Genomic DNA, 23,369 nt, shown 5'->3' with positions numbered 1-23,369 from the left:
CGGCGGGCCGCACAGTGACGGCGGCCCCTGACACCGTCCCGGCGCTGCCGTAGCTCAGTGGTAGAGCACTCCCTTGGTAAGGGAGAGGTCGAGAGTTCAATCCTCTCTGGCAGCACCATCCTCCCCCTTCTTCATCGATGCCTCACCGACATCGGACCCGATTCGCCGAAAGGCGCACGCCCGATGGTGGATCGCTTTCCGAAGCGTTGGCTGCGCCGCCGCAAACCCGCTAGCATGCTCGCCGCCCCGGATTCGCCGCCTGGGACTCGCTGCCGCATGGAGCGCAGGTCATGGACGTGCAGGCGCGTTGGCTCGATCGTCTGATCACGCTTCGCCTCGCACCGGCGGCGGCACACGGGGTTGCGCTCGGCCTCGTCGCCCTGGCCGCCGGGGTGCGCTTGGCTGTGGAGCCCTTCGTCACCGGCATCGTTCCCTTTGTGACGCTGTTTCCCGCGGTGCTGTTCGCCACACTGGTCGGGGGCGGCGCCGCCGGCCTGACCGCCTGGGCGGCCAGCGCACTGCTCGCCTGGACCTACCTGCTGCCCGCCACGGTGATGTCCACACCCGTGGTGGACGGACCCGCCCCCGGCGCGCCGGACGCGGCGAACCTCGTCCTGTTCAGCCTGTCCTGCCTGTTGATGGTGCTGGTCGCCCATCGCTTGCGCGGCGCCTTCGCCCGCCTGCGCGCAAACGAGGAGGTCTTGCGCGCCCGCACCGAGGCGGAGGCGGACGAGCGCAAGCGCGCGACGGTCGAGCTGGAACGTCTGGTCGGCGACCGCACCCGGGCGCTGGAAGACGCCAACCGCCGCCTGCTGGCGGAAATCAGCGAGCGCGAGCGGGCCGAGGGCGCCCTGGCGCGGGTGCAGCGCCTGGAGGCCGTAGGGCAGCTGACCGGCGGCGTCGCCCACGACTTCAACAACTTGCTGACCGTCATCGTCGGCAACCTGGACATGATCGCGCGCACCGAAGACGCGCCGGACCGCATCCGCAGGCTCAGCGCCGCCGCCCTGGCGGCCGCGGAGCGCGGCGAGCGCCTGACCCGGCAGCTGCTGGCCTTCGCGCGCCGGCAGCCCCTGCGGCCGGAGGTGGTCGACATCGACCGGTTGATCCACGAGGGGGAGGCTCTCATCCGGCGCGCCGTCGGCGAAGCCGTCGAGGTGCGCGTCGCGCTGGCCTCCTGTCATGACCGCAGCCATGACCCAGGCGGCCATGACCCAGGCGGCCATGCCCATTGCCGCATCGATGCGGCGCAGTTCGAAGCCGCCCTGCTGAACCTTGTCGTAAACGCCCGCGACGCCACGCCGGCCGGCGGCAGCATCACCATCGCCACATGGGGCGCAACATCGGGCCATTCCCCGCCCGATCCGGACGCGACCCAGAGTACGCCGGCCGACTTGCCGCCAGGCCGCTACGCGGTGGTGAGCGTACGCGACACCGGAACCGGGATTCCGCCGGACGTTCTGCCCCGCGTGTTCGACCCCTTCTTCACCACCAAGGAAGTCGGCAGGGGATCGGGCCTGGGGCTGAGTCAGGTCTACGGATTTGTCCACCAGTCCGGCGGGCAGGTGCGGGTGGACAGCGCCGTCGGGCAAGGCACGACCGTGGAGCTGTGGCTGCCCTGCACCGGCCTCGGCACCGATGAGGCCGTCGCCTCCGCCATGACCGGTCCGGCGGACGCCGCCGCCGGCCTGCGGGGACGCGGCGAAACGATCCTGGTGGTCGAGGACGACGCGGACGTCCGCGGCATGGCCGTGGAGACGCTGCAAGGGCTGGGCTATCAGGTGCTGGTCGCCGCCGACGGCGTGGCGGCGCTCGCGATGCTGACGGCGCCGCCGCGGGTGGACCTGCTCTTCACCGACGTGGTGATGCCGAGAGGTCTCGGCGGCGTCGACCTCGCCCACGCCGCGTGCGATGTCGTGCCGGGGCTGCGCGTGCTGCTGACCTCAGGCTATCCGGCCCGCTCTCCAGACGGGGACCCGCCGGAGACGCTTCCCTACCCGCTCCTGCCCAAGCCGTATCGGAGCGACGCGCTGGCCCGCGCCGTGCGGGCCGCGCTCGCCCCCGCTCCGGCGTTGGGACGTACCGCGCTCCGCGTGCTGGTGGTGGAAGATGACCCTCTGGTCCGCATGTCCACCGTGCAGATGCTGGACGAGATCGGCGCGGAGGTCGTCGGCGAAGCGGGAAGCGCCGAGGAGGCGCTGACCATGCTGGACCGGCTGAACACGGTGGACGTGCTGCTGACGGACCTGCGCCTGCCCGGACGGGATGGGCTGTCGCTCGCCCGGGATGCGCGTCGGCGCCATCCCGGCCTGCTGGTCGTGCTCGCCACCGGCTGCGACGACGATGCCTTGCCGGCTGACGACATCGGCGCGCTGCTCCTCAAGCCCTATGGCCCGGTGGAACTGTCGGACGCGCTGGAGCGGGCGCGGCACGCGTCCGTGGAATAGTTCCGGCAAACGAAAACCGGCGCCCCGAGGGGCGCCGGCTGTTCGTGCGTTCGCTGGATCATCCGGTGGTTCAGGTGCCCTGCGGCTCCGGATCCATGCCGCCGCTTTCCTTGGTGCCGGTGGTCGGCACCGACGCGCGGCGGCCGGTGGAGGTCGGCTGCTTCGGCGGGGCGAAGCTGCTCTCGCGCTCGTCGCCGCGGATCAGCGGCTCGCCGCGCAGCAGGCGGGAGATGTCCTCGCCGCTCAGCGTCTCGTACTCCAGCAGGCCCTTGGCCAGGGTGTGCAACTGGTCGATGTTCTCCGTCAGGATGCGCCGCGCCTCGGCGTAGGCCTCGTCGACGATGCGGCGGATTTCCTCGTCCACCGTGCGGGCGGTGGCGTCGGACATGTTCTTGTGCTGGGTGACGGAGTGGCCGAGGAAGACCTCCTGCGTCGGCTCGCCGTAGAGCAGCGGGCCCAGCTTCTCGCTCATGCCCCACTCGGTGACCATGCGGCGGGACATGTCCGTCGCCATCTTGATGTCGCCCGAGGCGCCGGTGGTGACGCGCTCCTTTCCGAAGATCAGCTCTTCCGCGATGCGGCCGCCCATGGCGACGCGCAGGTCGGCGTGCAGCTTGGCCTGGGACAGGGAGATGCGGTCGCCTTCCGGCAGACGCATCACCATGCCCAGCGCGCGGCCGCGAGGGATAATTGTGGCCTTGTGCACCGGGTCGCTGTCCGGCTGGTGGATGGCGACGATGGCGTGGCCGGCCTCGTGGTAGGCGGTCAGCTTCTTCTCTTCCTCGGTCATGACCATGGAGCGGCGTTCCGCGCCCATCATGACCTTGTCCTTGGCGGCCTCGAACTCGGCCATGCCGACGACTCGCTTGCCGATCCGCGCGGCCAGCAGGGCGGCCTCGTTCACCAGATTGGCGAGGTCGGCGCCCGAGAAGCCCGGGGTGCCGCGCGCGATGACCTTGGCGTCCACGTCCGGCGCCAGCGGAACCTTGCGCATGTGGACCTTCAGGATCTTCTCGCGGCCCAGCACGTCGGGGTTCGGCACAACGACCTGACGGTCGAAGCGGCCCGGACGCAGCAGCGCGGGATCGAGCACGTCCGGACGGTTGGTCGCGGCGATGAGGATGACGCCCTCGTTCGCCTCGAAGCCGTCCATCTCGACCAGCAACTGGTTCAGGGTCTGCTCGCGCTCGTCGTTGCCACCGCCCAGGCCAGCGCCGCGATGGCGGCCGACCGCGTCGATCTCGTCGATGAAGATGATGCAGGGGGCGTTCTTCTTGCCCTGTTCGAACATGTCGCGGACGCGCGACGCGCCCACGCCGACGAACATTTCCACGAAGTCGGAGCCGGAGATGGTGAAGAAGGGCACGTTGGCCTCGCCCGCCACGGCGCGCGCGGTCAGGGTCTTACCCGTGCCCGGGGGGCCGACGAGCAGCACGCCCTTCGGGATTTTGCCGCCCAGCCGCTGGAACTTCTGCGGGTCCTTCAGGAACTCAACGATTTCCGCCAGTTCCTGCTTGGCCTCGTCGATGCCGGCGACGTCGTCGAAGGTGACCCGGCCGACCTTCTCCGTCAGCAGGCGCGCCCGCGACTTGCCGAAGCCCATCGCCTTGCCGCCGCCCGACTGCATCTGACGCATGAAGAAGATCCAAACGCCGATCAGCAGCAGCATCGGGAACCAGGACAGCAGGACCGAGAACAGCGACGGCACGTTGCTGTCGTCGGGGACGGCGCTGATGCGCACGTTCTTCTGCGTCAGCCGCTCCACCAGCCCGGCTTCGGGCGGGACGTAGGTGCTGAAGGACCGGCCGTCGGTGAAGTGGCCGGAGACCTGGTTTCCTTTGATGGTGACGTCGGCCACCTGGCCGCGGTCCACTTCGGCGAGAAGCTCGCTGAACGGAACCGTCGTCTGCGGGCTGCGCGTGGAGGAGCTCTGGAACAGGTTGAACAGGGCCACCAGCAGCAGCCCTATGATGATCCAGAGCGCGAGATTCTTGCCGAAATTGTTCACGTCGAAAGCCTTTCTGCGAACCCAGCGCCGGAGCCTGCGCCGTGGCGGACGCATTCCCCGGTCTTACGGGCACGTTCCCAGATTAAATAATGCCGCCCCCCGCCGAAACAACCGGAAAAGCTGGCCCCGCCAACGGCATCGCCGGGGTGAAGAACACCTCCGCCGAAACGGTTGATTCCTTACGGAAAATTCCAAGACCGGGCACCGCGGCAAGTCCGTGTTCGTCCCACAGCGCGGGCATCGACGCGCGCGCCGGTTGGGGGAGCCCGAAAGCGTCCGACTCGGGGTCCAGCGCCAGGGCGCTTTTCCACCCGTCGTCGCCGAGGCGCGCAACGGTGAAGGCACCGCCGCTCTCCGGTCCCAGCCGGACGGTGAAGCGCCGGTCCCACCACAGCGTTTCGCTGGGCCGGATGGTCGCCCGCTCCGTAGCCGCGGCGGGCTCGCGGGCAATCACCAGACCGCCACGGCGAGGAAGGATTCGGCAGCCGCCCAGTGTCCGGCCAGCCAGCGTCCGGCCAGCCTCCAGCCCGCGCATCACTTCGGCGAACAGGCGCTCGACCGCTTCCGCCTTGGGCGGATAGGGCGCGCCGCCGACGACCAGGAGACAACGGACGAGCGCGCGCAGGCCGAGTTCCTCCGGCGCATCCCGCAAGGGCGCGGGGTCCAGCCGAATCCAGCCTTCCGGATAGACCGCCGCCGCGCCAGCCAGAAGGGACGCGGCACCCGCCTCCAACGCGGCGCGGGCGCGGGCAGCGCGGCGGGCGGAGTCGGCGAGCCGGTCCGCGTCCAGCCCCTCGGCCGACAGGGCGTCTTCGGCGGCGCGCAGCCGGGCGCGGGCGAAAGCCGGGTTGCGGTTGGACGGATCCTCGATCCAGTCCTGCCCATGGGCGCGGCAGGTGGCCGCCAAGCGGTCGTGCGGCAGATCGAGCAAGGGCCGGATCACGCGGACGGGACCCGCGGCGCGGACCGGCGCCATGCCGGCCAGCCCGTCGATCCCGGAGCCGCGGGCAAGGCGCAGCAGCACCGTCTCCGCTTGGTCGTCGCGGTGATGGGCGAGCGCCAGATGCAGGATGCCTTCATCGCGGCAGCGCTCGGCGAGCAAGCGGTGCCGCGCGGCGCGCGCAGCGGCTTGGATGCCGGTCTTGGGCTTGTCGCCGTCCCAGTGCAGAACGGCGTGGGCGATGCCGCGGTCGGCGAGCCATTGGCCGACCCGTTCCGCTTCGTCGGAGGATTCAGGTCGAAGGCCGTGGTCCACGGTCAGGCCGAGGACGGAACCGCCCTGCCCGCGCGCCCACTCATGGGCCAGCAGCACCAGACCGAGGCTGTCCGCCCCACCGGACACGCCGACCGCCAGCCGCGGGGCCGACTCGAAACCGCCGAGCCGCGCCATGCGGGCGGCGAATTCGTCCGGGGATACGGGGGAAGGGTCGGTCGCGGCGGGCAAGAAATTAGGTCTTAATAAGGATCAGCTGGGGCAGTTGATGCGGCGGCGTTCCGTGTCGGCGCGGCGCTTCACGCTGGCCGAGGCCTCCGGGAACTTGTTGATCAGCTGGTTGAAGGCCGTGCAGGCGTCCTTCTTCTGGTTCAGCTGTTCCAGCGACATGCCGAGCTTCAGCAGGTTGTCCGCCGCCTTGGAGTTCTTCGGATACTTCTGCACGCCCTCGGCGAAGGCCACGGCGGCCTCCTGGAACTTGTTGCGGACGTAGTAGGTCTCGCCAAGCCAATACTGGGCGTTGCCGGCCAGCTGGTGGCCCTTGTTCTTCGCCAGGAAGTCAGTGAAGGCCTTCTCCGCCTTGTCGTAGTCGGACTGGCGCAGCAGCTCGAAAGCGTGCTCGTACTGCTTGTCCGGACTGGCGTTGGCCGGCAGCGGGGCGACCGAGGCGGTCTGCGTCGGCTTGTCGGCCGGCTTCTCCGGGGCCTTGTCGACGACCTTCTCCGGCGCCTTGCCAGCCGGGGCGGCGGCGCTGGGCTTCGAACCGCCGAACGGATCGCTGGCTCCACCGGAAGCCTTGGTCTCCAGGTCCTTCAGACGGAAATCGATGTCGCTGTTGATGCGCTCCAGCCGATCCTTCAACTGCGACACCTGATAGGTCGCCTCCTCATACCGGCCGGTCAGCTCCGACATGGCGCGCTCCAGCTTCTGGAGGCGGACCTCGAAGTCGGCGGCCAGCGACGGCGACATCTCCGCCGCCTGGGCCGTCTGGTTCCAGTTGTTGGCGCGCGGGTAGGCCTGCGCCACCTGAACTTGACCACCCTCCCCACCGAGCGCCGCCACGCCCGACTCCAGCCGTTCGAGGCGTTCCTGCATCGACGCCGTCTGGGCGTACACGGAGCCGCTGCACAGCAGGCCGCCAAGCAGCAGCGCGGCGAAGGAAGAGGTCTTGGTCATGCGGGAAGGTCCTGTCCGGGCGATGCCGTCGTGAGGCTGGTGGCGGGAAAAATGGTGCCGGGGCAAGCGGGCGAAACTAAGGCGGCTGTGTAGCAGAACTCGACACGCCATGCACGGTGGTGATTTTGGGCATCACCCGCGTGTGCGGTGCAATTCCAATGAAGGCAAAACGAAAAACGCCGCCCCGGATCGCTCCGGAGCGGCGTTTTCTGGAACCCGGACGGGCGCCGTCGTTAGTCGACGACGGTCACGCCACGGCGGTTCTGGGCCCAGGCGGCCTCGTTCGAACCGAGGACGGCCGGCTTCTCCTTGCCGTAGGAGATGACCTTGACGCGCGACGGGTTGATGCCGCCGGCGGCCAGGTAGTTCTTCACCGAGTTGGCGCGACGCTCACCCAGGGCGAGGTTGTACTCGCGGGTGCCGCGCTCGTCAGCATGACCCTCGATGGTCACGGTGACGTTCGGGTACTGCTTCAGCCACGAAGCCTGACGGTCCAGGGTGGCGCGAGCCTCCGGAGCGAGGTCGTAACGGTCGAAGCCGAAGAAGACGCGATCGCCGACGTTGACGACCAGGTCTTCCTGCGAGCCCGGACGGATCGAGCTGGTCTGGTTGGTGCCGGTGCCCGAAGCGTTGCCCGCGTCCTTCGGAGCGGATTCGCAAGCGGCGACCAGCGCGACGGCGGCGATGAGGCTGAGATACTTGATACGCATGTCTATTGACCCCCTAAGCGACACTCGATGTTTTGGCCGGACTGATGGAGTGCGAGCGACGCCGACGTTTGCCAGACCCCGACAAACGTCAAACTGCCGACCTTCGTCTTAAGCGTCGATCTTGCGCGCGCAAAATAGGGCTAAGCCACTAGGGAATCAAGGGCGACCATGCGGGATCGGAACCATCCAGAGGAGTGATCACACGCCGCTCGTTCGCGCCGGTGACATCGATCGTGTACAGCTTCGCGCTGCGCCCGCGGCCGTCGCCCGAGGGCACATCGCGGAAGAAGCTGAGAACGCGGCCGTTCGGCGCCCAGGTCGGGCCTTCCACGTGGAAGGATTCGGTCAGGATGCGCTCGCCCGTGCCGTCGGGACGGATCACGCCCAGCGCAAAGCTGCCCCCACGCTGGCGCGTGAACGCGATCAGGTCACCACGGGGCGACCACACCGGCGTGCCGTAGCGGCCCTCGCCGAAGGTCAGGCGCTTCACGCCCGAGCCGTCCGCGCCCATGATGTAGAGCTGCTGGCTGCCGCCGCGGTCCGACTCGAAGACGATGCGCTGGCCGTCCGGCGAGAAGCTGGGGCCGGTGTCGATGCCCGGCGAATCGGTCAGCTGGGTCTGGCGGCGGGTGCGCAGGTCCAGGGCATAGATGTCGGTGTTGCCATTCTGCGCCATGCTCATGATGACCTTGTTGCCGTCCGGCGAGAAGCGCGGGGCGAAGGTCATGCCGGGGAAGTCGCCCAGGACTTCCTGGCGGCCGGTGTCGATGTTGAACAGGTACACGCGCGGCTTCTTGTTGAAGTACGACATGTACGTGATTTCCTGCGCCGTCGGCGAGAAGCGCGGGGTCAGCACCAGGGTCTGGCCGTCGGTCAGGAACTGATGGTTCTCACCGTCCTGGTCCATGATGGCCAACTGCTTCTTGCGCGCGTTCGCCGGGCCCGATTCGGCCACATAGACGATGCGCGTGTCGAAGTAGCCCTCCTCGCCGGTCAGACGCTTGTAGATGGCGTCCGCGACGATGTGGGCGATGCGGCGCCAGCTGTCCGACGTGGCGGTGTAGCTCAGGCCCTGCATGTACTGGCCGCCGGCCACGTCCCACAGGCGGAAGTCCACCTTCATGCGGCCGTCGCCCATGGCGGTGGTGTTGCCGGCGACCAGCGCCTGGGCGCCGACGGCGCGCCAATCCTGGTAGCGCGGCTCGCCGGAACGGAGCTGGTCGGGCGTCTGGAGGAAGCCCTTGGGGTCGAGCGGCCGGAACAGGCCGGACCGCTCAAGGTCGGCCGAGACCACCTTGGAGATGTCCGACCCCATCTGCGCCTCGCGTCCGCCGGAACCGGCGAAGCTGGTGATGGCGATCGGCAACGGCTCGACCACGCCCTTGGTGATGTCGATGCGCACCTCGGCGAGCGCCGGGGCAGGCCCCGCGACGCCGAGGGCGAGCAGCAGGGCGCCGGTGCAGCCGGCAACCTTCAGCAGAAGCCTCGTCTTCATCGTCATGGTCAGAACATATCCCTCGGGTCGAAATTGAACACGAAGTAACGCCACTCTTCATACTTGGCGGGCGTGAAGTCGCCGGAGAACTCACTGATCGGCAGCGGGCTGGCCCGCTTCACCGCGCGCAGCGCCGCGTCGGCCGACGCCCGGAAGGCCGCGTCCGACATGTAGCGGGACCGGTACTTCTCGTTGATCGTGGCGTTCAGCACGGAACCGTCGCGGCCAAGCTCAACGATGATCTCCACCTGCATGTTTCCGGCGTCCTTGCGGCCCGGATCGAAGTTCCAGTTCTTGCTCACCGCGCCACGGATGCCGTCGATGGCGCGCCCGGACGGCTTGAACGGCTTGTCGGGTCCGTTCACCGCCTTGGCGGCCCCGGCCGGCGCCGACGGGGCGGCGGCGTGCTGGGTCGGCTTGGCGTCCGCCTTGCTGTCGGAAGGCGCCGACTTCGGAGCGTTCTTCTGAACGTTCTTCAGCAGGTCCTGCAGCGGGTCAGCCTTCGCCGTCTCCTTTTCCGGCGCCTTCTCCGGCTTTTTGGGCTCGGCCTTCGGCTCCGGCTTGGCCGGCTCAGGCTTTGGCGGTTCCGGCTTCTTCGGCTCGGGCTTGGGGGGCTCGGGCTTCGGAGGTTCCGGCTTGGGCGGCTCGGGCTTGGGCGGTTCCGGCTTCGGGGGCTGCGGCTTGGGCGGCTCCGGCTTTGGTTCCGGCTTGGGCTCGGGCGGCTTCGGGGTCGGAGTCGGTTCCGGATCGGGCGGCGGCGGGGGCGGAGTCGGCTTGGGCGGCGTCGGCTCGCGCGGGGGCGGCGGCACCTGGGCGACCTTCGGCGGCTCCGGGACCTTGGGTTCCGGCTTCGGCGGCGGGGGCGGAGGCTCCGACGCGGCTTCCGGCGGCGGCGGGGCCGGCGGAGTCGGCTTTGCCTCCGGCACCGGCGGCTTCGGCGCCTGCGGCTTGGGCTCGCCCTTGTCGACGCGCGCGGCCTGGGTCACCTCGCCCATGTCCACGATCTCGATCGGGATGGACTCGGGGATGTCCAGCTTGCGATCGCTGGGCGGCATGCCGAGCACGATCAGCGCGATCAGCGCGACGTGCAGCGTTGCCGAGGCGATCAGGTGGTTGCGCATGGGTTTCGCCTTGGACTCAGCGCTTCGCCCCGCCGACGCGCGGACCCGCCGCGGTCGGGCCGGTGGGCATCTCGGCAACCAAGCCGACCTTCTTGAAGCCGGCGGCGCTCATGGTGCCCATCACCTCCAGCATCTTGCCGTAGGCGATCTTGGCGTCGCCGCGCACCAGGATGCGGGCTTCGGGGTTGTTGTTGGTGACGGCGATCAGCAGGGCGACCATGTTGCCCATCTCGACCGCCGTTTCCTGGACGTAGACGCGGCCATCCGACTGCACGGTGACGAACAGCGGATCCTTCTGCGCCTCCAGCGGAGCGGCGTTGGTCTTCGGCAGGTCCACCGGAACGCCGACGGTCAGCAGCGGCGCCGCGACCATGAAGACGATCAGCAGCACCAGCATGACGTCGATGAAGGGCGTCATGTTGATTTCGGCCATCGCGCGGTAGCCGCGGCGCTTGCCGCGCCCGTGGCCGCCCTTGCCTGCGAGCTGGGCTCCCATCTCAGGCGGCCCCCCGCTCCTCGAGGTGCCGCGACAGGATCGCCGAGAACTCGCCCGAGAAGGTCTCCAGCCGGTCGGCGTAGCGGCCGAGGTCGGTGCTGAACTTGTTGTAGGAGATGACGGCGGGGATGGCGGCCAGCAGGCCCATGGCGGTGGCAAACAGCGCCTCCGCGATGCCCGGCGCCACGACGGCGAGGCTGGTGTTGCCCGACGAGGCGATCGAGGTGAAGGAGTTCATGATGCCCCACACCGTGCCGAACAGGCCGATGAAGGGGGCCGTGGAGCCGACCGAGGCGAGGAAGGTCATGTAGCGTTCGGCGCGCATCATCTCGCGGCCGATGGTCACCGACATCACGCGCTCGACCCGCTGCTGGAGCGAGCCCTTCATGCTGCCGATACCGCGGTCGGCGGCGTGGCGCCATTCGCGCATGCCCGCGGCGAAGGTCGCCGACATCGGGTCGGACGGCGCCTGGCCGATGCGGTCGTACAGCGCGTCCAGCGAGCCGCCGGACCAGAAGCTCTCCTCGAAGGCGTCCGCCTGGGCGTTCAGCCGGCGGATGCGCATCAGCTTCTCGATGATGATGGCCCAGCACCACACCGAGGCGACCAACAGCATGAGCATCACGCACTTGACGATCAGGTCGGCCTGCCAGAACAGGCCCCACATCGTGATGTCATGGGCCTTCGCCGCGGCCCCGACCACCTGGGCGGAGTTAAGATCCATCGCTGTCAGTCTCGCTTCTGCCTTGTGCACAAATTAATGAGCGCCTCGCGGACCGGCGCCGGAAGGCGCGCGGGTCGTCCGGCCCGGTTGATCGTCGCCAATTGCACCTGCGACCGCGCGAGGTCGCGGCCGTCGCGGCGGGCGATTTGTGCAACTGCGAAGGAAGCCCCGCCGGTATCGGTGATTCGCGTCACCACTTCAAGCGTATCCTCGAGCTTGGCGGGAGCGACAAAATCGATCTCCACCCGTCGTACCGCAAATGACACACCGTCGCTGTCGGTCAGACCGGCGTTGGTAAAACCCGTCAGGCGCAGCATCTCGGTCCGCGCCCGCTCGAAGAAGCGGAGGTAGTTGGCGTGATACACCAGCCCGCCGGCGTCCGTGTCTTCGTAGTAGACCCGCAGGGGAAGGCGGTGCTGCGCGTTCTCGTCAAACCAGCCCGACAGATTTGCGGACTCCGCGTTTTGAGAGTCAGGCATCATCGCCGTCCTCCGGATCGGCCCCAGAGCCGCCCCCGGAACCAGACAGGCGGTCGAGCAGGTCGAACTGCCGCGTCGGCGCGGACGGCGGGTTGAGCCCCAGGTAGCGGAAGCCCTGGTCGGTCAGCATGCGGCCGCGCGGCGTGCGCTGCAGGAAACCCTGCTGGATCAAGTAGGGCTCCACCACCTCCTCCAGCACGTCGCGCTGCTCGCCGAGCGCGGCGCCCAGTGTTTCCACGCCCACCGGGCCGCCGTTGTAGTTGCCGGCGATGATGCCGAGGTAGCGCCGGTCCATGCTGTCGAGGCCGAGACGGTCGACCTCCAGCCGCGTCAGGGCGGCGTCGGCGATGCGCGCGTCCACCTCCGGCACGCCGGCCACGGCGGCGAAATCGCGCACGCGGCGCAGCAGCCGGCCGGACACGCGCGGCGTCCCGCGGGAGCGGTTGGCGATCTCCCGCGCACCCTCCGGCGTTATGGCCATGCCGAGCACGCCCGCGGCGCGGCGGACGATCAGCTCCAACTCGTCCGGCTCGTAGAATTGCAGGCGCACGGGAATGCCGAAGCGCTCGCGCAGGGGGCGCGTGATCAGGCCGGAGCGCGTCGTGGCGCCGACCAGCGTGAAGGGCGGCAGGTCGATGCGGATGGACCGCGCCGACGGCCCCTCGCCGATGATGAGGTCGAGCTGGAAATCCTCCATCGCCGGATAAAGCACCTCTTCCACGGCGGGATTGAGGCGGTGAATCTCGTCGATGAACAGGACGTCGTGCGGCTGGAGGTTCGTCAGCAGCGCGGCGAGGTCGCCCGCCCGCGCGATGACCGGGCCGGAGGTGGCGCGGAAGCCGACCCCAAGCTCGCGCGAGACGATCTGGGCCAGCGTGGTCTTGCCGAGCCCCGGCGGGCCGAACAGCAGGACATGGTCCAACGCCTCCCCGCGCGAGCGCGCGGCCTGGATGAAGATCGACAGGTTCTCGCGCGCCTGCCGCTGCCCGATGAACTCGGCGAGCGACAGCGGGCGGATCGAGGATTCGGTGGAATCGCCGGCGCCCGGCCCCGGCTGCACCAGCCGCTCCGGGCTCTGCCCGTCTTGATCAGCCGTCATTGGCTCAGTTCCTTAAGGCCATGGCGGATCAGCTCCGACACGTTGGCCGCGTCGCCCAGCTTCCGCCCGGCCGCCACGACGGCGCCGAAGGCTTCCGACCGGCCGTAGCCGAGGTTGACGAGGGCCGAGACGGCGTCCGCCATGATCGCGTTGTCCTGGGTGACCGCTCCGCCCGTCGGCGCCGCCTTGCCGCCCGCGGGGGTGACCGTGGCCGTGGCGCCGAGGGCGAGGTTGCCGACCTTGTCCTTCAGCTCGTTGATGATGCGCGCGGCGACCTTCGGCCCCACACCATCGGCGCGGGTCAGCGCCGTCTTGTCCTGCGCGGCGATGGAGCGGGTCAGCTGGTCCGGGTCCAGCACGCCGAGGATCGACAGGGCAAGGCGCGAGCCGACGCCCTGGATGGTGGTCAGCATGCGGAACCAGTCGCGCTCCGCAGCGTCGCCGAAGCCGTACAGGGTGATGCGGTCCTCGCGGATGAAGGTCTCCACCACCAGCGCCACCCGCTCCCCCACCGCCATGCGCGACAGCGTGCGGTTGGAGCAGGCCGCCTGATAGCCGACCCCGTTGACGTCCACGACCACCCAGTCGGTCCCGACCGAATCCACAACGCCGGTGAGCTTGGCGATCATGGGGAATTCTCCTTATCCCTCTGTGGCTGAAGAGGGTCGCGGCGCCGGACGGCGGTTGTGGAAAGCGCCGTGCGGATGGTCTCCAAGACGCCCTCCAGATTGTCGTTCACGTCGTTGTTCCAAAAACGCAGCACACGGAATCCAGCCTGTTCGAGCATGCGCGTGCGGCGCTCGTCATACTGCGCTTGGTCGGCGTGCTGCCCACCGTCCAGTTCGATCACCAAGCGATGGTCATGGGCGACGAAATCCACGATGAAGCCAACGATGGGCTCCTGACGGCGGAATTTTGCGCCCATCTGCGCGTTGCGCAGCTTCTGCCAGATGATCTTCTCCACCTCGGTGGAGTCACGGCGAAGTTGGACAGCCCGGTTGGTCTGAAGCGGTGTCGGCTTGTCCTTTGCGACCGGCGGAATCACTCCCTCTCCCCTCTGGGGAGAGGGTTGGGGTGAGGGGGTCCCGCGAATGCCGGACGCCGTGCTGTGCCGGACCCCCTCACCCGGCCCTTCGGGCCACCCTCTCCCCAGAGGGGAGAGGGACTGAACCCCGGAGCCCTTTTTCCACATCTGCCAGCTGGCGCGATGATGCGCGTGGCAGATCGCCACGGCCAGCGCGTCCGCGGCGTCTGGCGTGGTGATGGCGCAGCCGGGAAGGAGCAGGCGCACCATGGCCTGGACCTGCGTCTTGTCGGCGCGGCCCTGCCCGACCACGGCCTTCTTCACCATGTTGTTGGCGTATTCGGCGACCGACAGCCCGGCCTGGGCCGGCACCAGCAGCGCCACGGCCCTCGCCTGCCCCAGCTTCAGCGTGGAAACCGCGTTGTTGTTCACGAAGGTCTCCTCCACCGCCGCCTCATCGGGGCGGTAGCGCTCCAGCACCTGGGTCAGGGCGTCGTGGAGTTGGCACAGGCGCTCGGCCAGCGGGCGGCCGTCCTCGGAATGGACCGCACCGTCGGCGACATGCGTCAGGCGGTTGCCGGCCACGTCGATGACGCCCCAGCCGGTGTGCCGCAGGCCGGGGTCCAGCCCCAAGAGGCGTACGGGCGGCTGTTGAACCGCCCCGGTCCGTCCGGCCTGGCCGAGCACTCCACAGTCCTCCGCTTCTTCGAGCCGGCGATCAGGCCGTCAGCTTCTGCATCAGCTCGTCGGAGATGTCGAAGTTGCCTTCGACGGTCTGGACGTCGTCGTTGTCCTCCAGCACGTCCAGCAGCTTCAGCAGGCTGGCGGCGGCGTCTTCCGACGGGGCGACGGTGTTCAGCGGCTTCCAGGTCAGGCGCGCGCTCTCCGCGCCGCCGAACTTGGCCTCCAGCGCGTCGCGCACGGCGGCGAAGTTCTCCACCGTGGTGGTGACCTCGTGGCCGTTCTCGTCGGACGCCACGTCCTCCGCACCGGCCTCCAGCGCCTCCTCGAACACGGCATCCGCCGCCGCGGCCGACGCCGGGTAGTAGATCGCGCCGACGCGGCTGAACATGAAGCTGACCGAGTTCGTCTCACCCAGCGAGCCGCCGTACTTCGTGAAGGCGGAGCGCACTTCCGAGGCGGTGCGGTTGCGGTTGTCGGTCAGCGCCTCGACAATCAGCGCGACGCCGCCGGGGCCGTAGCCCTCGTAGCGAACTTCGTCGTAGTTGGTATCGTCGCCGCCGCCCGGCGTGCCCTGCTTGATCGCGCGGTCGATGCGGTCGCGCGGCATGTTCTGGGTGCGGGCCGCGAGGATGGCCGCGCGCAGGCGCGGGTTGGCCGCCGGGTCGGGCAGCCCGCCCTTGGCCGCCACGGTGATCTCGCGGGCGAGCTTGTTGAAGATCTTCGACCGCTTGGCGTCCTGCGCGCCCTTGCGGTGCATGATGTTCTTGAATTGGCTATGACCGGCCATGCGTCGAACGAGCCCCAGATGGAATCAAAGATACAAGGTCTAGTGAAACAGCTTGGAAAGCGGTGGGACACATGTACCAGTTCTTGTGCGCCACCGCACGCGTTGAGCGGCGGAGACGACACTTACCCATTTAGAAAGTCAATATGGCGAGATTGGGGCACCTCTCCGGCGTTCCCAAGGCACTCGCCCCACCGTTGCGCCGCAGACACGGGGCCTGGGGACGAAGCCGCCCCGCGGCGCCCGCGGTCAGCTCCGCGTCGGCATGGATTGGCTCAGGCGGCCGCCGAGCCGCAACGGCTCCATGCGGATAGCGAGGCCCGTGCGGTCGTCGGTTTCGACGTAGCAGCCGCAGACGGTCGCTTCCCCTTCCGCGGGGCTCAGCCGCTCGGTGGGAAGCTTGCGGATCAGCTTCGCCATGGCGACTTCCTTCTTCATGCCGATGGCGCTGTCGTAGTCGCCGCACATGCCGGCGTCGCTCTGGTAAGCGGTGCCGCCGCGCAGGATCATGTGGTCGGCCGTGGGCACGTGGCTGTGGGTGCCGACCACCAGCGAGGCGCGGCCGTCGCAGAAATGGCCCATGATCATCTTCTCGCTGGTCGCCTCGCCGTGCATGTCCACGAGGATGGCGTCCACCCCGCCCGCCCCCAGCCGGTGGGCACGCAGCACCCGGTCGACCGCGGCGAAGGGGTCGTCGAGCGCATCCATGAACAGGCGCAGCATGACGTTCATCACCAGCACCTTGCGCCCGCCGCGCGCCTGCAGCAGCACGAAGCCGCGGCCCGGCGTGCCTTCCGGGTAGTTCAGCGGGCGGACGATGCGCGGATGCTGGTCGATGGCCGCCACCAGTTCCTTCTGGTCCCAGCTGTGGTTGCCCAGCGTCACCACGTCCACGCCGGCCTCGAAGAAGTCCTGGGCGATCTTGACGGTGATGCCGAAGCCGCCGGCGGCGTTCTCGCCGTTGACCACGGTCAGGTCGGGGTCCAGACGCTCCCGCAGCGCCGGCATGTGCGCGATCACCGCGTCGCGTCCCGACCGCCCCACCACGTCACCCAGAAACAAAAGCCGCATCGTCCAAACCTTCAGTGCGAAATGCAGAGCGACTCACGCTCCGTGACAATCCAATCCAGCCGCTCGTCGTGGTCGGCGCAGGGCACCGCCTCCACCTCCTGCGCGGCGAAGGCGACGCCAACCGCCAGCACCGGGCGGACCGCCCGCAGGGCGTCCAGTGTCCGGTCGTAGTAGCCGGCCCCGTAGCCGAGCCGGTGCCCGGTGCGGTCGAAGGCCAGCATCGGCACCAGCAGCACCGCCGGCGCAACCTCCGGCCGATCGGCGCCGGGCTCGTGAATTCCGTAGCGCCCGGCGGCCAGCGGCAGCGCCGGATCCCAGTCGCGGAAAGTCAGCGCCTGCCCGCGCGGCCCCGACACGGGCAGCGCCACCGAGCGGCCGAGACTATGAAGATGGATGAGAACGGGGCGAACGTCGAGTTCCGACCCCAATGGCCAATAACCGGCCACCGGACCGTCGGGGAGTTCAACGTCGGCCAGCACGCGGTCCCGGATAACGGCTGCGGCCGATTGACGCAGAGCGTCGTCGACGATGGCGTCGCGCACGGCGCGCGCCTGGAGTCGGGCGGCGTCCTTGATCGCGCGCGGGTCGGTCATCGTCGCCGGAGATGCGGTGGGGAATGGGAAGGCGGAAGGTGCCGCCTCGGCCGTTGGCATTGCTTATCCTCCATGACCTGCAGAGCAGGTGGGCGCCGTGTACCCGGACCAGGGTCCGGACAGGGACAGCTCCCGAGAGTCTAAGATTATCGGCCCTGGGGATTATTGCGACCTGACGAACCAGGCAGCGACCTTCCGTGCACTAACTTAGGCGCGTTCGAGCCGCGCGGCAACCTCTTCAATGCGTTGGGCGACATGATCGACGGCGGCAGCCACCTCCGCCTCGTCCACGGACGTGACCGGAGCGATGCCGCGCCCGGCCATGAGGTCCTGCATCTCGTCGGCCATCACGATGGCGGTCAGCGCCAGCATCTGCGCCTCCGACCCCGACTTGCCGCCGCCGGTCACCTGCTTCAGCCGCATGTCCACATAGGCGGCCAGCTCGCGCAGGCGCGCCTCCTGCCCGTCCTCGCAGAAGACGCGGTAGGCGCGACCGTTCACCTCGATATCGACCTGGGCCATGGAATCAGTTCTCCAGCACCGCTTCGAGCCGGCCGATGGCCGCCTCCAGCCGTTTCGACACGCTGTCCGCCGTTTCCTGGGCGCGCGCCTGCTCGGTGCGCGCCTCGCGCAGGGCCTCGGCCATGTCCTGCTCGTGCCGGACCACCCGCTCCTCCCGGGCGGCCGCGGCGTGCTCCAGCCGGTCGACTGCCTTGGACAATCGGGCGAGCGCGTCTTTCAGAGAATCCATGGGCTGAAAACCTTGGCGAAAGTCCGATGGGCAGGCGGTCGATTGCTTCGCACATGCATAAAATCTTGTGCATTACAGTTGGGCCGCTTGCACCGCGCCGTCAACCTGAAATGCGCCCTACGGCAATGTGCCATCCCCATTCCCATGTTGACCTCGGCGGAAGGCTTCTGCATGGTGCGCGCGTTCTGCGGGAAACCCTGGTTTCCCGCCCGATCGGTGTTGCTTCCACCCCGCTTGCGTCAATCCCACTGGCTCGCGCGCCCGTCTTCAGGAACATTGCCCGATGTCCGCTGCTCCCGCCGTCTCCTCGTCCGCTTCCGTCCAGACCATGGCCAACGCCATCCGCGCGCTCGCCATGGACGCGGTCGAGGCCGCCAAGTCCGGCCACCCCGGCATGCCCATGGGCATGGCGGACGTCGCCACGGTCCTGTTCACCCGGTTCCTGAAGTTCAACCCGAAGCAGCCGACCTGGGCCGACCGCGACCGCTTCATCCTGTCGGCCGGCCACGGCTCGATGCTCATCTACTCGCTGGCCTACCTGACCGGCTATGAGCGGATGACCATCGACGAGCTGAAGCGCTTCCGCCAGCTCGGCAGCCTGACGCCGGGCCACCCGGAGGTCGACCCGACGCTGGGCATCGAGATGACCACCGGACCGCTGGGCCAGGGCGTGTCCACCGCCGTCGGCTTCGCGCTGGCGGAGCGCATCACCAACGCCCGCTTCGGCGACGATCTGGTCGACCATTACACCTACGTGATCGCGTCGGACGGCGACCTGATGGAGGGCGTCAGCCACGAGGCCTGCTCGCTGGCCGGCCATCTGGGGCTGAACCGCCTGATCGTGCTGTGGGACGACAACCACATCTCCATCGATGGCCCGACTGACCTCAGCTTCACCGACGACACGCCGGCCCGCTTCCGCTCCTACGGCTGGAACACGCTGTCGGTCGACGGCCATGACCCGGAGGCGGTCGCCAAGGCCATCGAGGAGGCGCGGCGCAGCACCGACAAGCCGACGCTGATCGCCTGCCGCACCGTAATCGGCAAGGGCTCCCCCAACAAGGCCAACAGCCACGCCGCCCACGGCGCGCCGCTGGGCACCGACGAGGTGGCCGCGACCCGCGCCAACATCGGCTGGTCGCACGAGCCCTTCGTCGTTCCGGCCGACGTGCTGGACGCCTGGCGCGCCGCTGGGTTCCGCGCCGACACCGCCTTCGCCGCCTGGGAGAAGCGCCTCGCCAGCCTCGACGACTCGGCCCGCAAGGCGTTCGAGGCTGCGGTCGGCCGCGGCGTTCCGGCCGGCCTCGGCGAACTGGTCTCCGCCTTCAAGAAGAAGGTGTCCGAGGACAAGCCGAGCTGGGCGACCCGCGTCGCGTCGGGCAACGCGCTCGACGTGCTGGTCCCGGGCGTGCCGGAGATGATCGGCGGCTCCGCCGACCTGACCCCGTCCAACAACACCAAGGCCAAGAACACGGCCGACGTGAAGGGACGCGGCGACTTCCACGGCCGCTACGTCCGCTACGGCGTGCGTGAGCACGGCATGGCCGCCACCATGAACGGCATGGCGCTGCACGGCGGCGTCATTCCCTACGGCGGCACCTTCATGCAGTTCGCCGACTACTGCCGCCCGTCGATCCGCCTGGCCGCGCTGATGAAGCAGCGCTCGATCTTCGTGATGACCCACGACTCGATCGGCCTGGGCGAGGACGGCCCGACCCACCAGCCGGTCGAGCATCTGGCCGCGCTGCGCGCCATCCCGAACCTGCTGACCCTGCGTCCGGCCGACGCCGTGGAAACCGCGGAGTGCTGGCAGATCGCGCTGGAGCGGGTGAACGGCCCGTCGGTCCTGGCGCTGACCCGCCAGAACGTGCCGACCCTGCGCACCGAGCACACGGAGGAGAACCGCTCCGCCCGAGGCGGCTATGTGATGGCCGAGGCCGAGGGTGAGCGCAAGGTCACGCTGCTCGCCACCGGGTCCGAGGTGTCGCTGGCCATGGAGGCCCGCAAGGCGCTCCAGGCCGAGGGCGTCGGCACCGCCGTCGTATCGCTGCCGAGCTTCGAGCTGTTCGAGGCGCAGGACGACGCCTACAAGGCGTCGGTGCTGGGCACCGGCGTGCGCGTCGCCGTCGAGGCGGCCATCCGCCAGGGCTGGGACCGCTGGCTGGGATATCCGGGCGCCACCGGTACCGCCTTCGTCGGCATGACCGGCTTCGGCGAGTCGGCCCCCTATCAGGAGCTTTACAAGCACTTCGGCATTACCGCCGAGGCTGTGGTCGCCGCCGCGAAGGCGCGCCTGTAAAAAGACCGACCATTATCGGTTCAGCGCCCCGGGGCCGCTGGCCCGGGGGCGGAGAGTTGCCGCCCCGGGCCGAGCGCCCGGGGTCGGGGAAAGCCAGACTGGAGGAATACAATGGCTGTTCGGGTTGCGATCAACGGGTTTGGCCGCATTGGCCGTCTGGTCCTGCGGGCCATTTACGAGAGCGGTCGCAAGGATGTGGAGGTCGTGGCGATCAACGACCTCGCCGACCTCAAGGCCAACGCCCACCTGCTGAAGTACGACAGCGTCCACGGCCGCTTCCCCGGCACCATCGAGACCCGCGATGGTGAGCTGATCGTGAACGGCCACTCGATCAAGGTCGTGCAGGAGCGTGACCCGGCCAAGCTGCCGTGGAAGGATCTGAACGTCCAGATCGCCATGGAATGCTCGGGCATCTTCACCAAGCGCGCCGACGCCGCCAAGCACCTGGAAGCCGGCGCGGAGAAGGTGCTGATCTCCGCCCCGGCGACGGACGAGGACATCACGGTCGTCTACGGCGTGAACCACGACCAGCTGAAGGCCGAGCACCGCATCGTGTCGAACGCGTCGTGCACCACGAACTGCCTGGCTCCGGTCGCCTTCGTGCTGAACAACCTGATCGGCATCGAGCGCGGCTTCATGACCACGATCCACTCCTACACGGGTGACCAGCGGATCGTGGACACGAACCACAAGGACCTGCACCGCGCCCGCGCCGCGGCCCTGAACCTGATCCCGACCTCCACCGGCGCCGCCAAGGCCGTCGGCAAGGTGCTGCCGGAGCTGAAGGGCAAGCTGGACGGCACTTCGATCCGCGTTCCCTCGCCCAACGTGTCGGTCGTGGACTTCAAGTTCACCACCAAGCGCGCCACCAGCGCGGAGGAAATCAGCAAGGCGATCAGCGACGCCGCCAACGGCCCGCTGAAGGGCATCCTCGGCGTCTACACCGAGGATCTGGTCTCCACCGACTTCAACCACGACCCGCACAGCTCGATCTTCGCGCTGAACGAGACCAAGGTCATCGACGGGACCTTCGTCCGCATCATGACCTGGTACGACAACGAGTGGGGCTTCTCCAACCGCATGAGCGACACCGCCGTCGCCATGGCGAACGCGAAGTAAGCTCACGCTCTTTGACCAAGGGAAAGGCGCTCCGGCAACGGAGCGCCTTTTTCTTTGTGGAGCGGAGCAGAGCGACTACAACCGCATCAGTCGGCAACAACGGCGCCCGGGCTTTATGAGGATCCTGCAAACCATCCTGTCGAAGGGCTTCCGCGGCGCCGAGCGGCATGTGGCGGAGCTGGCGAACGCGCAGGCGCGGCGGCACGAAGTGCTTCTGCTCCTGCGCCGGGACTGCGTGGATGGGAACGGCGTCTCCATCCGGGATTGGCTTGACCCGGCCGTCCGCGTCGAAACCTTGACGCGCCCTTTCTGGTCCTGGAAAGCCTGGACCACGGTCCGGCGTTTCCGCCCCGATGTGGTCCACGCGCATGGCGGGCGGGCCAGCCGCCTGCTGCCGCGGGTCGCCGGCCGGGTGCCGGTGGTGTCCACCATCCACCTCGACTACCGCCACGACAGCTACAAGCGCGTTGATGGGCTGATCTGCACCACGGACTGGCAGCGGACGGGCGTCTCCACCGGCTACCAAGGGCGGACGGCGCGCATCGACCTGTGGTACCGGCCGCAGCCGCGCCTCACTCCGGACGCCGTCGCGCGGGAGCGGTGCGCGCTGGCCGGCGACGGCACGGGTTTCCTGATCGGCTTTGTCGGCCACCTGATCCCGGCCAAGGGCTGCGACCTGCTGATCGAGGCCTTCCGCCGCGCCGCCCTGCCCGACGCGCGGCTGGTGGTCGTTGGTGACGGACCGGAGCGCGCGGCCCTGGAAAGCACGGCGCCGGCCGACGTCCACTTCACCGGTTTCCGTGGCGACGCGCGCAACCTGTTCCAGGCCTTCGACCTGTTCGTCTCGCCGTCGCGGGACGAGCCCTTCGGGCTGGTGTTCCTGGAGGCGCTGGACGCCGGGACGCCCATCGTCGCGACGCGGTCGCAGGGGGCGATGGCGCTGCTGCCCGGTTACCCGGCGGAGCTTGTGGCGCTGGACGACGTGGACGCGCTTGCCGCGGCGCTGCGCCATGCCCACGCGCGACGCCCGCCGCGCTACGACGCGGACCTCAGCCGCTTCGACCAGGACGGCCGCCTCGTGGAGATCGAGGCCTTCTACCGGGACGTGATGGAGACCCGCGCTAGCCGATCTTGACAGCACCGATTTTGACGGAATTCACGCCGGTCGCTTCGCTCAGCCGGTCGGCGACCCAGGCGGCGACGCTCTTCCCTTCCCGCTCCGCGCAGGTGGCGATGGCGCGGTGCAGCGTCGGGTTGACGCGGATGGCGAGCTTGCCGGACAGCGGCTGGTCGGTGTTGCCGGCCATATCGCAGGCCATCTCCAGATAGTCGTCCACCGCCTTGCGGAACGCGGTCCTCAACTCGTCCACCGAGCGGCCGGTGAAGGTGATCCCGTCGCGCGTGTTGATGACCTCCCCGACGAAAATGCCGGCCTCGTTGTCGAAGTCGATCTGGGCCTTGTAGCCCTTATAGTCCATCATCGGCGGCGACCCCAGGGGATGCGTTCGGTTGCGAGGATAGCCTCGCCGGTGATGCAGGGGTTTGACCTGCCTCAATTCGCGCACGCTCAACAGGATCATGGGCCGCCCGATGACCACGACCACACCGGCTATTCGCGTTCACAGCCTCGACGACGCCCGCGCGGCCTGCGCGGCGGCGGCGGACCTCGGCGTGCCCGTGCGGCTGGTCAGCGCTCCGGCGGGGGCGGCGCACGGCGGGGCCCTGTGGTTCCGCGAGCTGGTCGCGCGGGCGGCGGCGGAGTGGCCGTCGGTCGGGTTGACCGCCGTGCTCGACTGCGCCGACCGGGCGGGCGACGCCCAGGGCGCGCTCGCCGCCGGGATCAAGGCGATCCTGTTCACCGGCCCGGCGCCAGTCGCCGCGACGCTGACAAGCATCGCCGAACGGATGGGGTCGACCGTGCTCACTGAACCGCCCGCGGCGCTCGACCTGCGCGGCGCCCGCGATCCGGTCGCGGCCTGCCGGCAGCATCTGGCGAAAGGGAGCCCCGGCCAAACGTCCGCGGGGTGATCGGCGCACTTCGGCGCCCCTCGGCGCCTTTGTCTATCACTAAAGGAT

The 23,369-nt window shown here is 69.0% G+C and carries 23 protein-coding genes, 1 tRNA gene, 1 other RNA gene and 1 pseudogene; 6 read left to right on the top strand and 20 right to left on the bottom strand.

The genetic code is table 11. From position 1 onward, the window contains the following. The first annotated feature begins 43 nt into the window (after positions 1 to 43). Both M2351_RS05630 and M2351_RS05625 read left to right on the top strand, forming a co-directional pair. Positions 44 to 118: transfer RNA gene (locus M2351_RS05630), tRNA-Thr, on the top strand. Between the two features lie 172 nt (positions 119 to 290). Then, positions 291 to 2,447 (top strand): response regulator, encoded by a 2,157-nt coding sequence (locus M2351_RS05625; RefSeq protein WP_264655144.1) that lies wholly within the window; start codon positions 291 to 293, stop codon positions 2,445 to 2,447. Between the two features lie 70 nt (positions 2,448 to 2,517). On the opposite strand, the gene ftsH is transcribed toward M2351_RS05625, so the two are convergent. The 19 genes and pseudogenes from ftsH to M2351_RS05530 all read right to left on the bottom strand — a co-directional run bounded on the left by ftsH (position 2,518) and on the right by M2351_RS05530 (position 17,875). Beyond that, a complete protein-coding gene (ftsH, locus tag M2351_RS05620) occupies positions 2,518 to 4,455 on the bottom strand; it encodes an ATP-dependent zinc metalloprotease FtsH (RefSeq protein WP_307421008.1) in 1,938 nt (645 codons plus the stop codon). A gap of 82 nt (positions 4,456 to 4,537) precedes the next feature. Continuing rightward, the gene (gene tilS, locus M2351_RS05615) at positions 4,538 to 5,899 is read right to left on the bottom strand and encodes a tRNA lysidine(34) synthetase TilS (protein WP_264655143.1); all 1,362 of its coding nucleotides are present in this window, start codon (positions 5,897 to 5,899) and stop codon (positions 4,538 to 4,540) included. A gap of 21 nt (positions 5,900 to 5,920) precedes the next feature. Further along, positions 5,921 to 6,844, bottom strand: a complete 924-nt coding sequence (gene ybgF, locus M2351_RS05610) for a tol-pal system protein YbgF (protein WP_264655142.1) — start codon at positions 6,842 to 6,844, stop codon at positions 5,921 to 5,923. Between the two features lie 233 nt (positions 6,845 to 7,077). Next, the gene (gene pal / locus M2351_RS05605; RefSeq protein WP_264655141.1) at positions 7,078 to 7,554 is read right to left on the bottom strand and encodes a peptidoglycan-associated lipoprotein Pal; all 477 of its coding nucleotides are present in this window, start codon (positions 7,552 to 7,554) and stop codon (positions 7,078 to 7,080) included. 148 nt (positions 7,555 to 7,702) lie between these two features. After that, positions 7,703 to 9,055, bottom strand: a complete 1,353-nt coding sequence (tolB, locus tag M2351_RS05600; RefSeq protein WP_264655140.1) for a Tol-Pal system beta propeller repeat protein TolB — start codon at positions 9,053 to 9,055, stop codon at positions 7,703 to 7,705. 2 nt (positions 9,056 to 9,057) lie between these two features. Next, positions 9,058 to 10,170: a TonB C-terminal domain-containing protein gene (locus M2351_RS05595; protein WP_264655139.1), complete on the bottom strand. Its 1,113-nt coding sequence runs from the start codon at positions 10,168 to 10,170 to the stop codon at positions 9,058 to 9,060. Between the two features lie 16 nt (positions 10,171 to 10,186). Then, a complete protein-coding gene (gene tolR, locus M2351_RS05590) occupies positions 10,187 to 10,666 on the bottom strand; it encodes a protein TolR (protein WP_264655138.1) in 480 nt (159 codons plus the stop codon). Between the two features lies 1 nt (position 10,667). Beyond that, a complete protein-coding gene (gene tolQ, locus M2351_RS05585; protein ID WP_264655137.1) occupies positions 10,668 to 11,390 on the bottom strand; it encodes a protein TolQ in 723 nt (240 codons plus the stop codon). A gap of 5 nt (positions 11,391 to 11,395) precedes the next feature. Then, the gene (gene ybgC, locus M2351_RS05580) at positions 11,396 to 11,872 is read right to left on the bottom strand and encodes a tol-pal system-associated acyl-CoA thioesterase (RefSeq protein WP_264655136.1); all 477 of its coding nucleotides are present in this window, start codon (positions 11,870 to 11,872) and stop codon (positions 11,396 to 11,398) included. Further along, complete coding sequence (ruvB, locus tag M2351_RS05575; protein ID WP_264655135.1) at positions 11,862 to 12,968, bottom strand: Holliday junction branch migration DNA helicase RuvB; 1,107 nt, start codon at positions 12,966 to 12,968, stop codon at positions 11,862 to 11,864. Before ruvB ends, ybgC begins: the two co-directional genes overlap by 11 nt. Next, a complete protein-coding gene (gene ruvA / locus M2351_RS05570; protein ID WP_264655134.1) occupies positions 12,965 to 13,597 on the bottom strand; it encodes a Holliday junction branch migration protein RuvA in 633 nt (210 codons plus the stop codon). Before ruvA ends, ruvB begins: the two co-directional genes overlap by 4 nt. Beyond that, complete coding sequence (locus M2351_RS05565; RefSeq protein ID WP_264656841.1) at positions 13,594 to 14,160, bottom strand: endonuclease domain-containing protein; 567 nt, start codon at positions 14,158 to 14,160, stop codon at positions 13,594 to 13,596. The genes ruvA and M2351_RS05565 overlap by 4 nt, the downstream gene beginning before the upstream one ends. Before the next feature lie 9 nt (positions 14,161 to 14,169). Next, positions 14,170 to 14,679 (bottom strand): annotated as a pseudogene (gene ruvC / locus M2351_RS05560) (crossover junction endodeoxyribonuclease RuvC); the annotation flags it as partial. A gap of 31 nt (positions 14,680 to 14,710) precedes the next feature. Further along, complete coding sequence (locus M2351_RS05555; protein ID WP_264655133.1) at positions 14,711 to 15,463, bottom strand: YebC/PmpR family DNA-binding transcriptional regulator; 753 nt, start codon at positions 15,461 to 15,463, stop codon at positions 14,711 to 14,713. A gap of 246 nt (positions 15,464 to 15,709) precedes the next feature. Next, a complete protein-coding gene (locus tag M2351_RS05550; RefSeq protein ID WP_264655132.1) occupies positions 15,710 to 16,531 on the bottom strand; it encodes a TIGR00282 family metallophosphoesterase in 822 nt (273 codons plus the stop codon). Positions 16,532 to 16,542: 11 nt separating this feature from the next. Beyond that, positions 16,543 to 17,124, bottom strand: a complete 582-nt coding sequence (locus tag M2351_RS05545) for a 5-formyltetrahydrofolate cyclo-ligase (protein ID WP_264655131.1) — start codon at positions 17,122 to 17,124, stop codon at positions 16,543 to 16,545. 34 nt (positions 17,125 to 17,158) lie between these two features. Then, positions 17,159 to 17,318, bottom strand: a non-coding RNA gene (gene ssrS, locus M2351_RS05540) — 6S RNA. A gap of 13 nt (positions 17,319 to 17,331) precedes the next feature. Beyond that, a complete protein-coding gene (locus tag M2351_RS05535) occupies positions 17,332 to 17,646 on the bottom strand; it encodes a cell division protein ZapA (protein ID WP_264655130.1) in 315 nt (104 codons plus the stop codon). Positions 17,647 to 17,650: 4 nt separating this feature from the next. Next, positions 17,651 to 17,875: a hypothetical protein gene (locus tag M2351_RS05530; protein WP_264655129.1), complete on the bottom strand. Its 225-nt coding sequence runs from the start codon at positions 17,873 to 17,875 to the stop codon at positions 17,651 to 17,653. A 283-nt stretch (positions 17,876 to 18,158) separates the two neighbouring features. Here M2351_RS05530 and tkt point away from each other — a divergent pair, with 283 nt between their 5' ends. The 3 genes from tkt (at position 18,159) to M2351_RS05515 (ending at position 22,428) form a co-directional block, all read left to right on the top strand. Next, positions 18,159 to 20,174: a transketolase gene (tkt, locus tag M2351_RS05525; protein ID WP_264655128.1), complete on the top strand. Its 2,016-nt coding sequence runs from the start codon at positions 18,159 to 18,161 to the stop codon at positions 20,172 to 20,174. Between the two features lie 111 nt (positions 20,175 to 20,285). Beyond that, positions 20,286 to 21,293, top strand: coding sequence for a type I glyceraldehyde-3-phosphate dehydrogenase (gene gap / locus M2351_RS05520; RefSeq protein WP_264655127.1), 1,008 nt, complete (start codon positions 20,286 to 20,288; stop codon positions 21,291 to 21,293). Between the two features lie 115 nt (positions 21,294 to 21,408). Further along, positions 21,409 to 22,428 carry a glycosyltransferase gene (locus M2351_RS05515; RefSeq protein WP_264655126.1) on the top strand — a complete coding sequence of 340 codons (1,020 nt, stop codon included), beginning with the start codon at positions 21,409 to 21,411 and terminating at the stop codon, positions 22,426 to 22,428. Here the strand turns inward: M2351_RS05515 and M2351_RS05510 are convergent. Then, the gene (locus tag M2351_RS05510) at positions 22,415 to 22,774 is read right to left on the bottom strand and encodes a type II toxin-antitoxin system HicB family antitoxin (RefSeq protein ID WP_264655125.1); all 360 of its coding nucleotides are present in this window, start codon (positions 22,772 to 22,774) and stop codon (positions 22,415 to 22,417) included. The genes M2351_RS05515 and M2351_RS05510 overlap by 14 nt on opposite strands. Before the next feature lie 109 nt (positions 22,775 to 22,883). Between M2351_RS05510 and M2351_RS05505 the strand changes: the two genes are divergently transcribed. After that, positions 22,884 to 23,321 carry a hypothetical protein gene (locus M2351_RS05505; protein WP_264655124.1) on the top strand — a complete coding sequence of 146 codons (438 nt, stop codon included), beginning with the start codon at positions 22,884 to 22,886 and terminating at the stop codon, positions 23,319 to 23,321. Positions 23,322 to 23,369 lie beyond the last annotated feature (48 nt).

Origin of the sequence: Azospirillum canadense (genome assembly GCF_025961225.1) — a bacterium.
GTDB lineage: Bacteria > Pseudomonadota > Alphaproteobacteria > Azospirillales > Azospirillaceae > Azospirillum > Azospirillum canadense.
Note: the sequence above shows the minus strand (reverse complement) of the source record. Positions and strands in the feature narration are given on the sequence as shown.

What these genes read in the sequence shown, in the direction of transcription:
- M2351_RS05555 (WP_264655133.1), bottom strand. Translation starts at nt 15,463, where the DNA reads ATGGCCGGTCATAGCCAATTCAAGAACATCATGCACCGCAAGGGCGCG.
- pal (WP_264655141.1), bottom strand. Translation starts at nt 7,554, where the DNA reads ATGCGTATCAAGTATCTCAGCCTCATCGCCGCCGTCGCGCTGGTCGCC.
- M2351_RS05595 (WP_264655139.1), bottom strand. Translation starts at nt 10,170, where the DNA reads ATGCGCAACCACCTGATCGCCTCGGCAACGCTGCACGTCGCGCTGATC.
- tolQ (WP_264655137.1), bottom strand. Translation starts at nt 11,390, where the DNA reads ATGGATCTTAACTCCGCCCAGGTGGTCGGGGCCGCGGCGAAGGCCCAT.
- ybgF (WP_264655142.1), bottom strand. Translation starts at nt 6,844, where the DNA reads ATGACCAAGACCTCTTCCTTCGCCGCGCTGCTGCTTGGCGGCCTGCTG.
- M2351_RS05550 (WP_264655132.1), bottom strand. Translation starts at nt 16,531, where the DNA reads ATGCGGCTTTTGTTTCTGGGTGACGTGGTGGGGCGGTCGGGACGCGAC.
- ruvB (WP_264655135.1), bottom strand. Translation starts at nt 12,968, where the DNA reads ATGACGGCTGATCAAGACGGGCAGAGCCCGGAGCGGCTGGTGCAGCCG.
- M2351_RS05545 (WP_264655131.1), bottom strand. Translation starts at nt 17,124, where the DNA reads ATGACCGACCCGCGCGCGATCAAGGACGCCGCCCGACTCCAGGCGCGC.
- M2351_RS05625 (WP_264655144.1), top strand. Translation starts at nt 291, where the DNA reads ATGGACGTGCAGGCGCGTTGGCTCGATCGTCTGATCACGCTTCGCCTC.
- tkt (WP_264655128.1), top strand. Translation starts at nt 18,159, where the DNA reads ATGTCCGCTGCTCCCGCCGTCTCCTCGTCCGCTTCCGTCCAGACCATG.
- tolR (WP_264655138.1), bottom strand. Translation starts at nt 10,666, where the DNA reads ATGGGAGCCCAGCTCGCAGGCAAGGGCGGCCACGGGCGCGGCAAGCGC.
- gap (WP_264655127.1), top strand. Translation starts at nt 20,286, where the DNA reads ATGGCTGTTCGGGTTGCGATCAACGGGTTTGGCCGCATTGGCCGTCTG.
- tolB (WP_264655140.1), bottom strand. Translation starts at nt 9,055, where the DNA reads ATGACGATGAAGACGAGGCTTCTGCTGAAGGTTGCCGGCTGCACCGGC.
- M2351_RS05515 (WP_264655126.1), top strand. Translation starts at nt 21,409, where the DNA reads ATGAGGATCCTGCAAACCATCCTGTCGAAGGGCTTCCGCGGCGCCGAG.
- M2351_RS05505 (WP_264655124.1), top strand. Translation starts at nt 22,884, where the DNA reads ATGACCACGACCACACCGGCTATTCGCGTTCACAGCCTCGACGACGCC.
- M2351_RS05535 (WP_264655130.1), bottom strand. Translation starts at nt 17,646, where the DNA reads ATGGCCCAGGTCGATATCGAGGTGAACGGTCGCGCCTACCGCGTCTTC.
- ruvA (WP_264655134.1), bottom strand. Translation starts at nt 13,597, where the DNA reads ATGATCGCCAAGCTCACCGGCGTTGTGGATTCGGTCGGGACCGACTGG.
- M2351_RS05530 (WP_264655129.1), bottom strand. Translation starts at nt 17,875, where the DNA reads ATGGATTCTCTGAAAGACGCGCTCGCCCGATTGTCCAAGGCAGTCGAC.
- ybgC (WP_264655136.1), bottom strand. Translation starts at nt 11,872, where the DNA reads ATGATGCCTGACTCTCAAAACGCGGAGTCCGCAAATCTGTCGGGCTGG.
- M2351_RS05510 (WP_264655125.1), bottom strand. Translation starts at nt 22,774, where the DNA reads ATGATGGACTATAAGGGCTACAAGGCCCAGATCGACTTCGACAACGAG.
- M2351_RS05565 (WP_264656841.1), bottom strand. Translation starts at nt 14,160, where the DNA reads ATGTGGAAAAAGGGCTCCGGGGTTCAGTCCCTCTCCCCTCTGGGGAGA.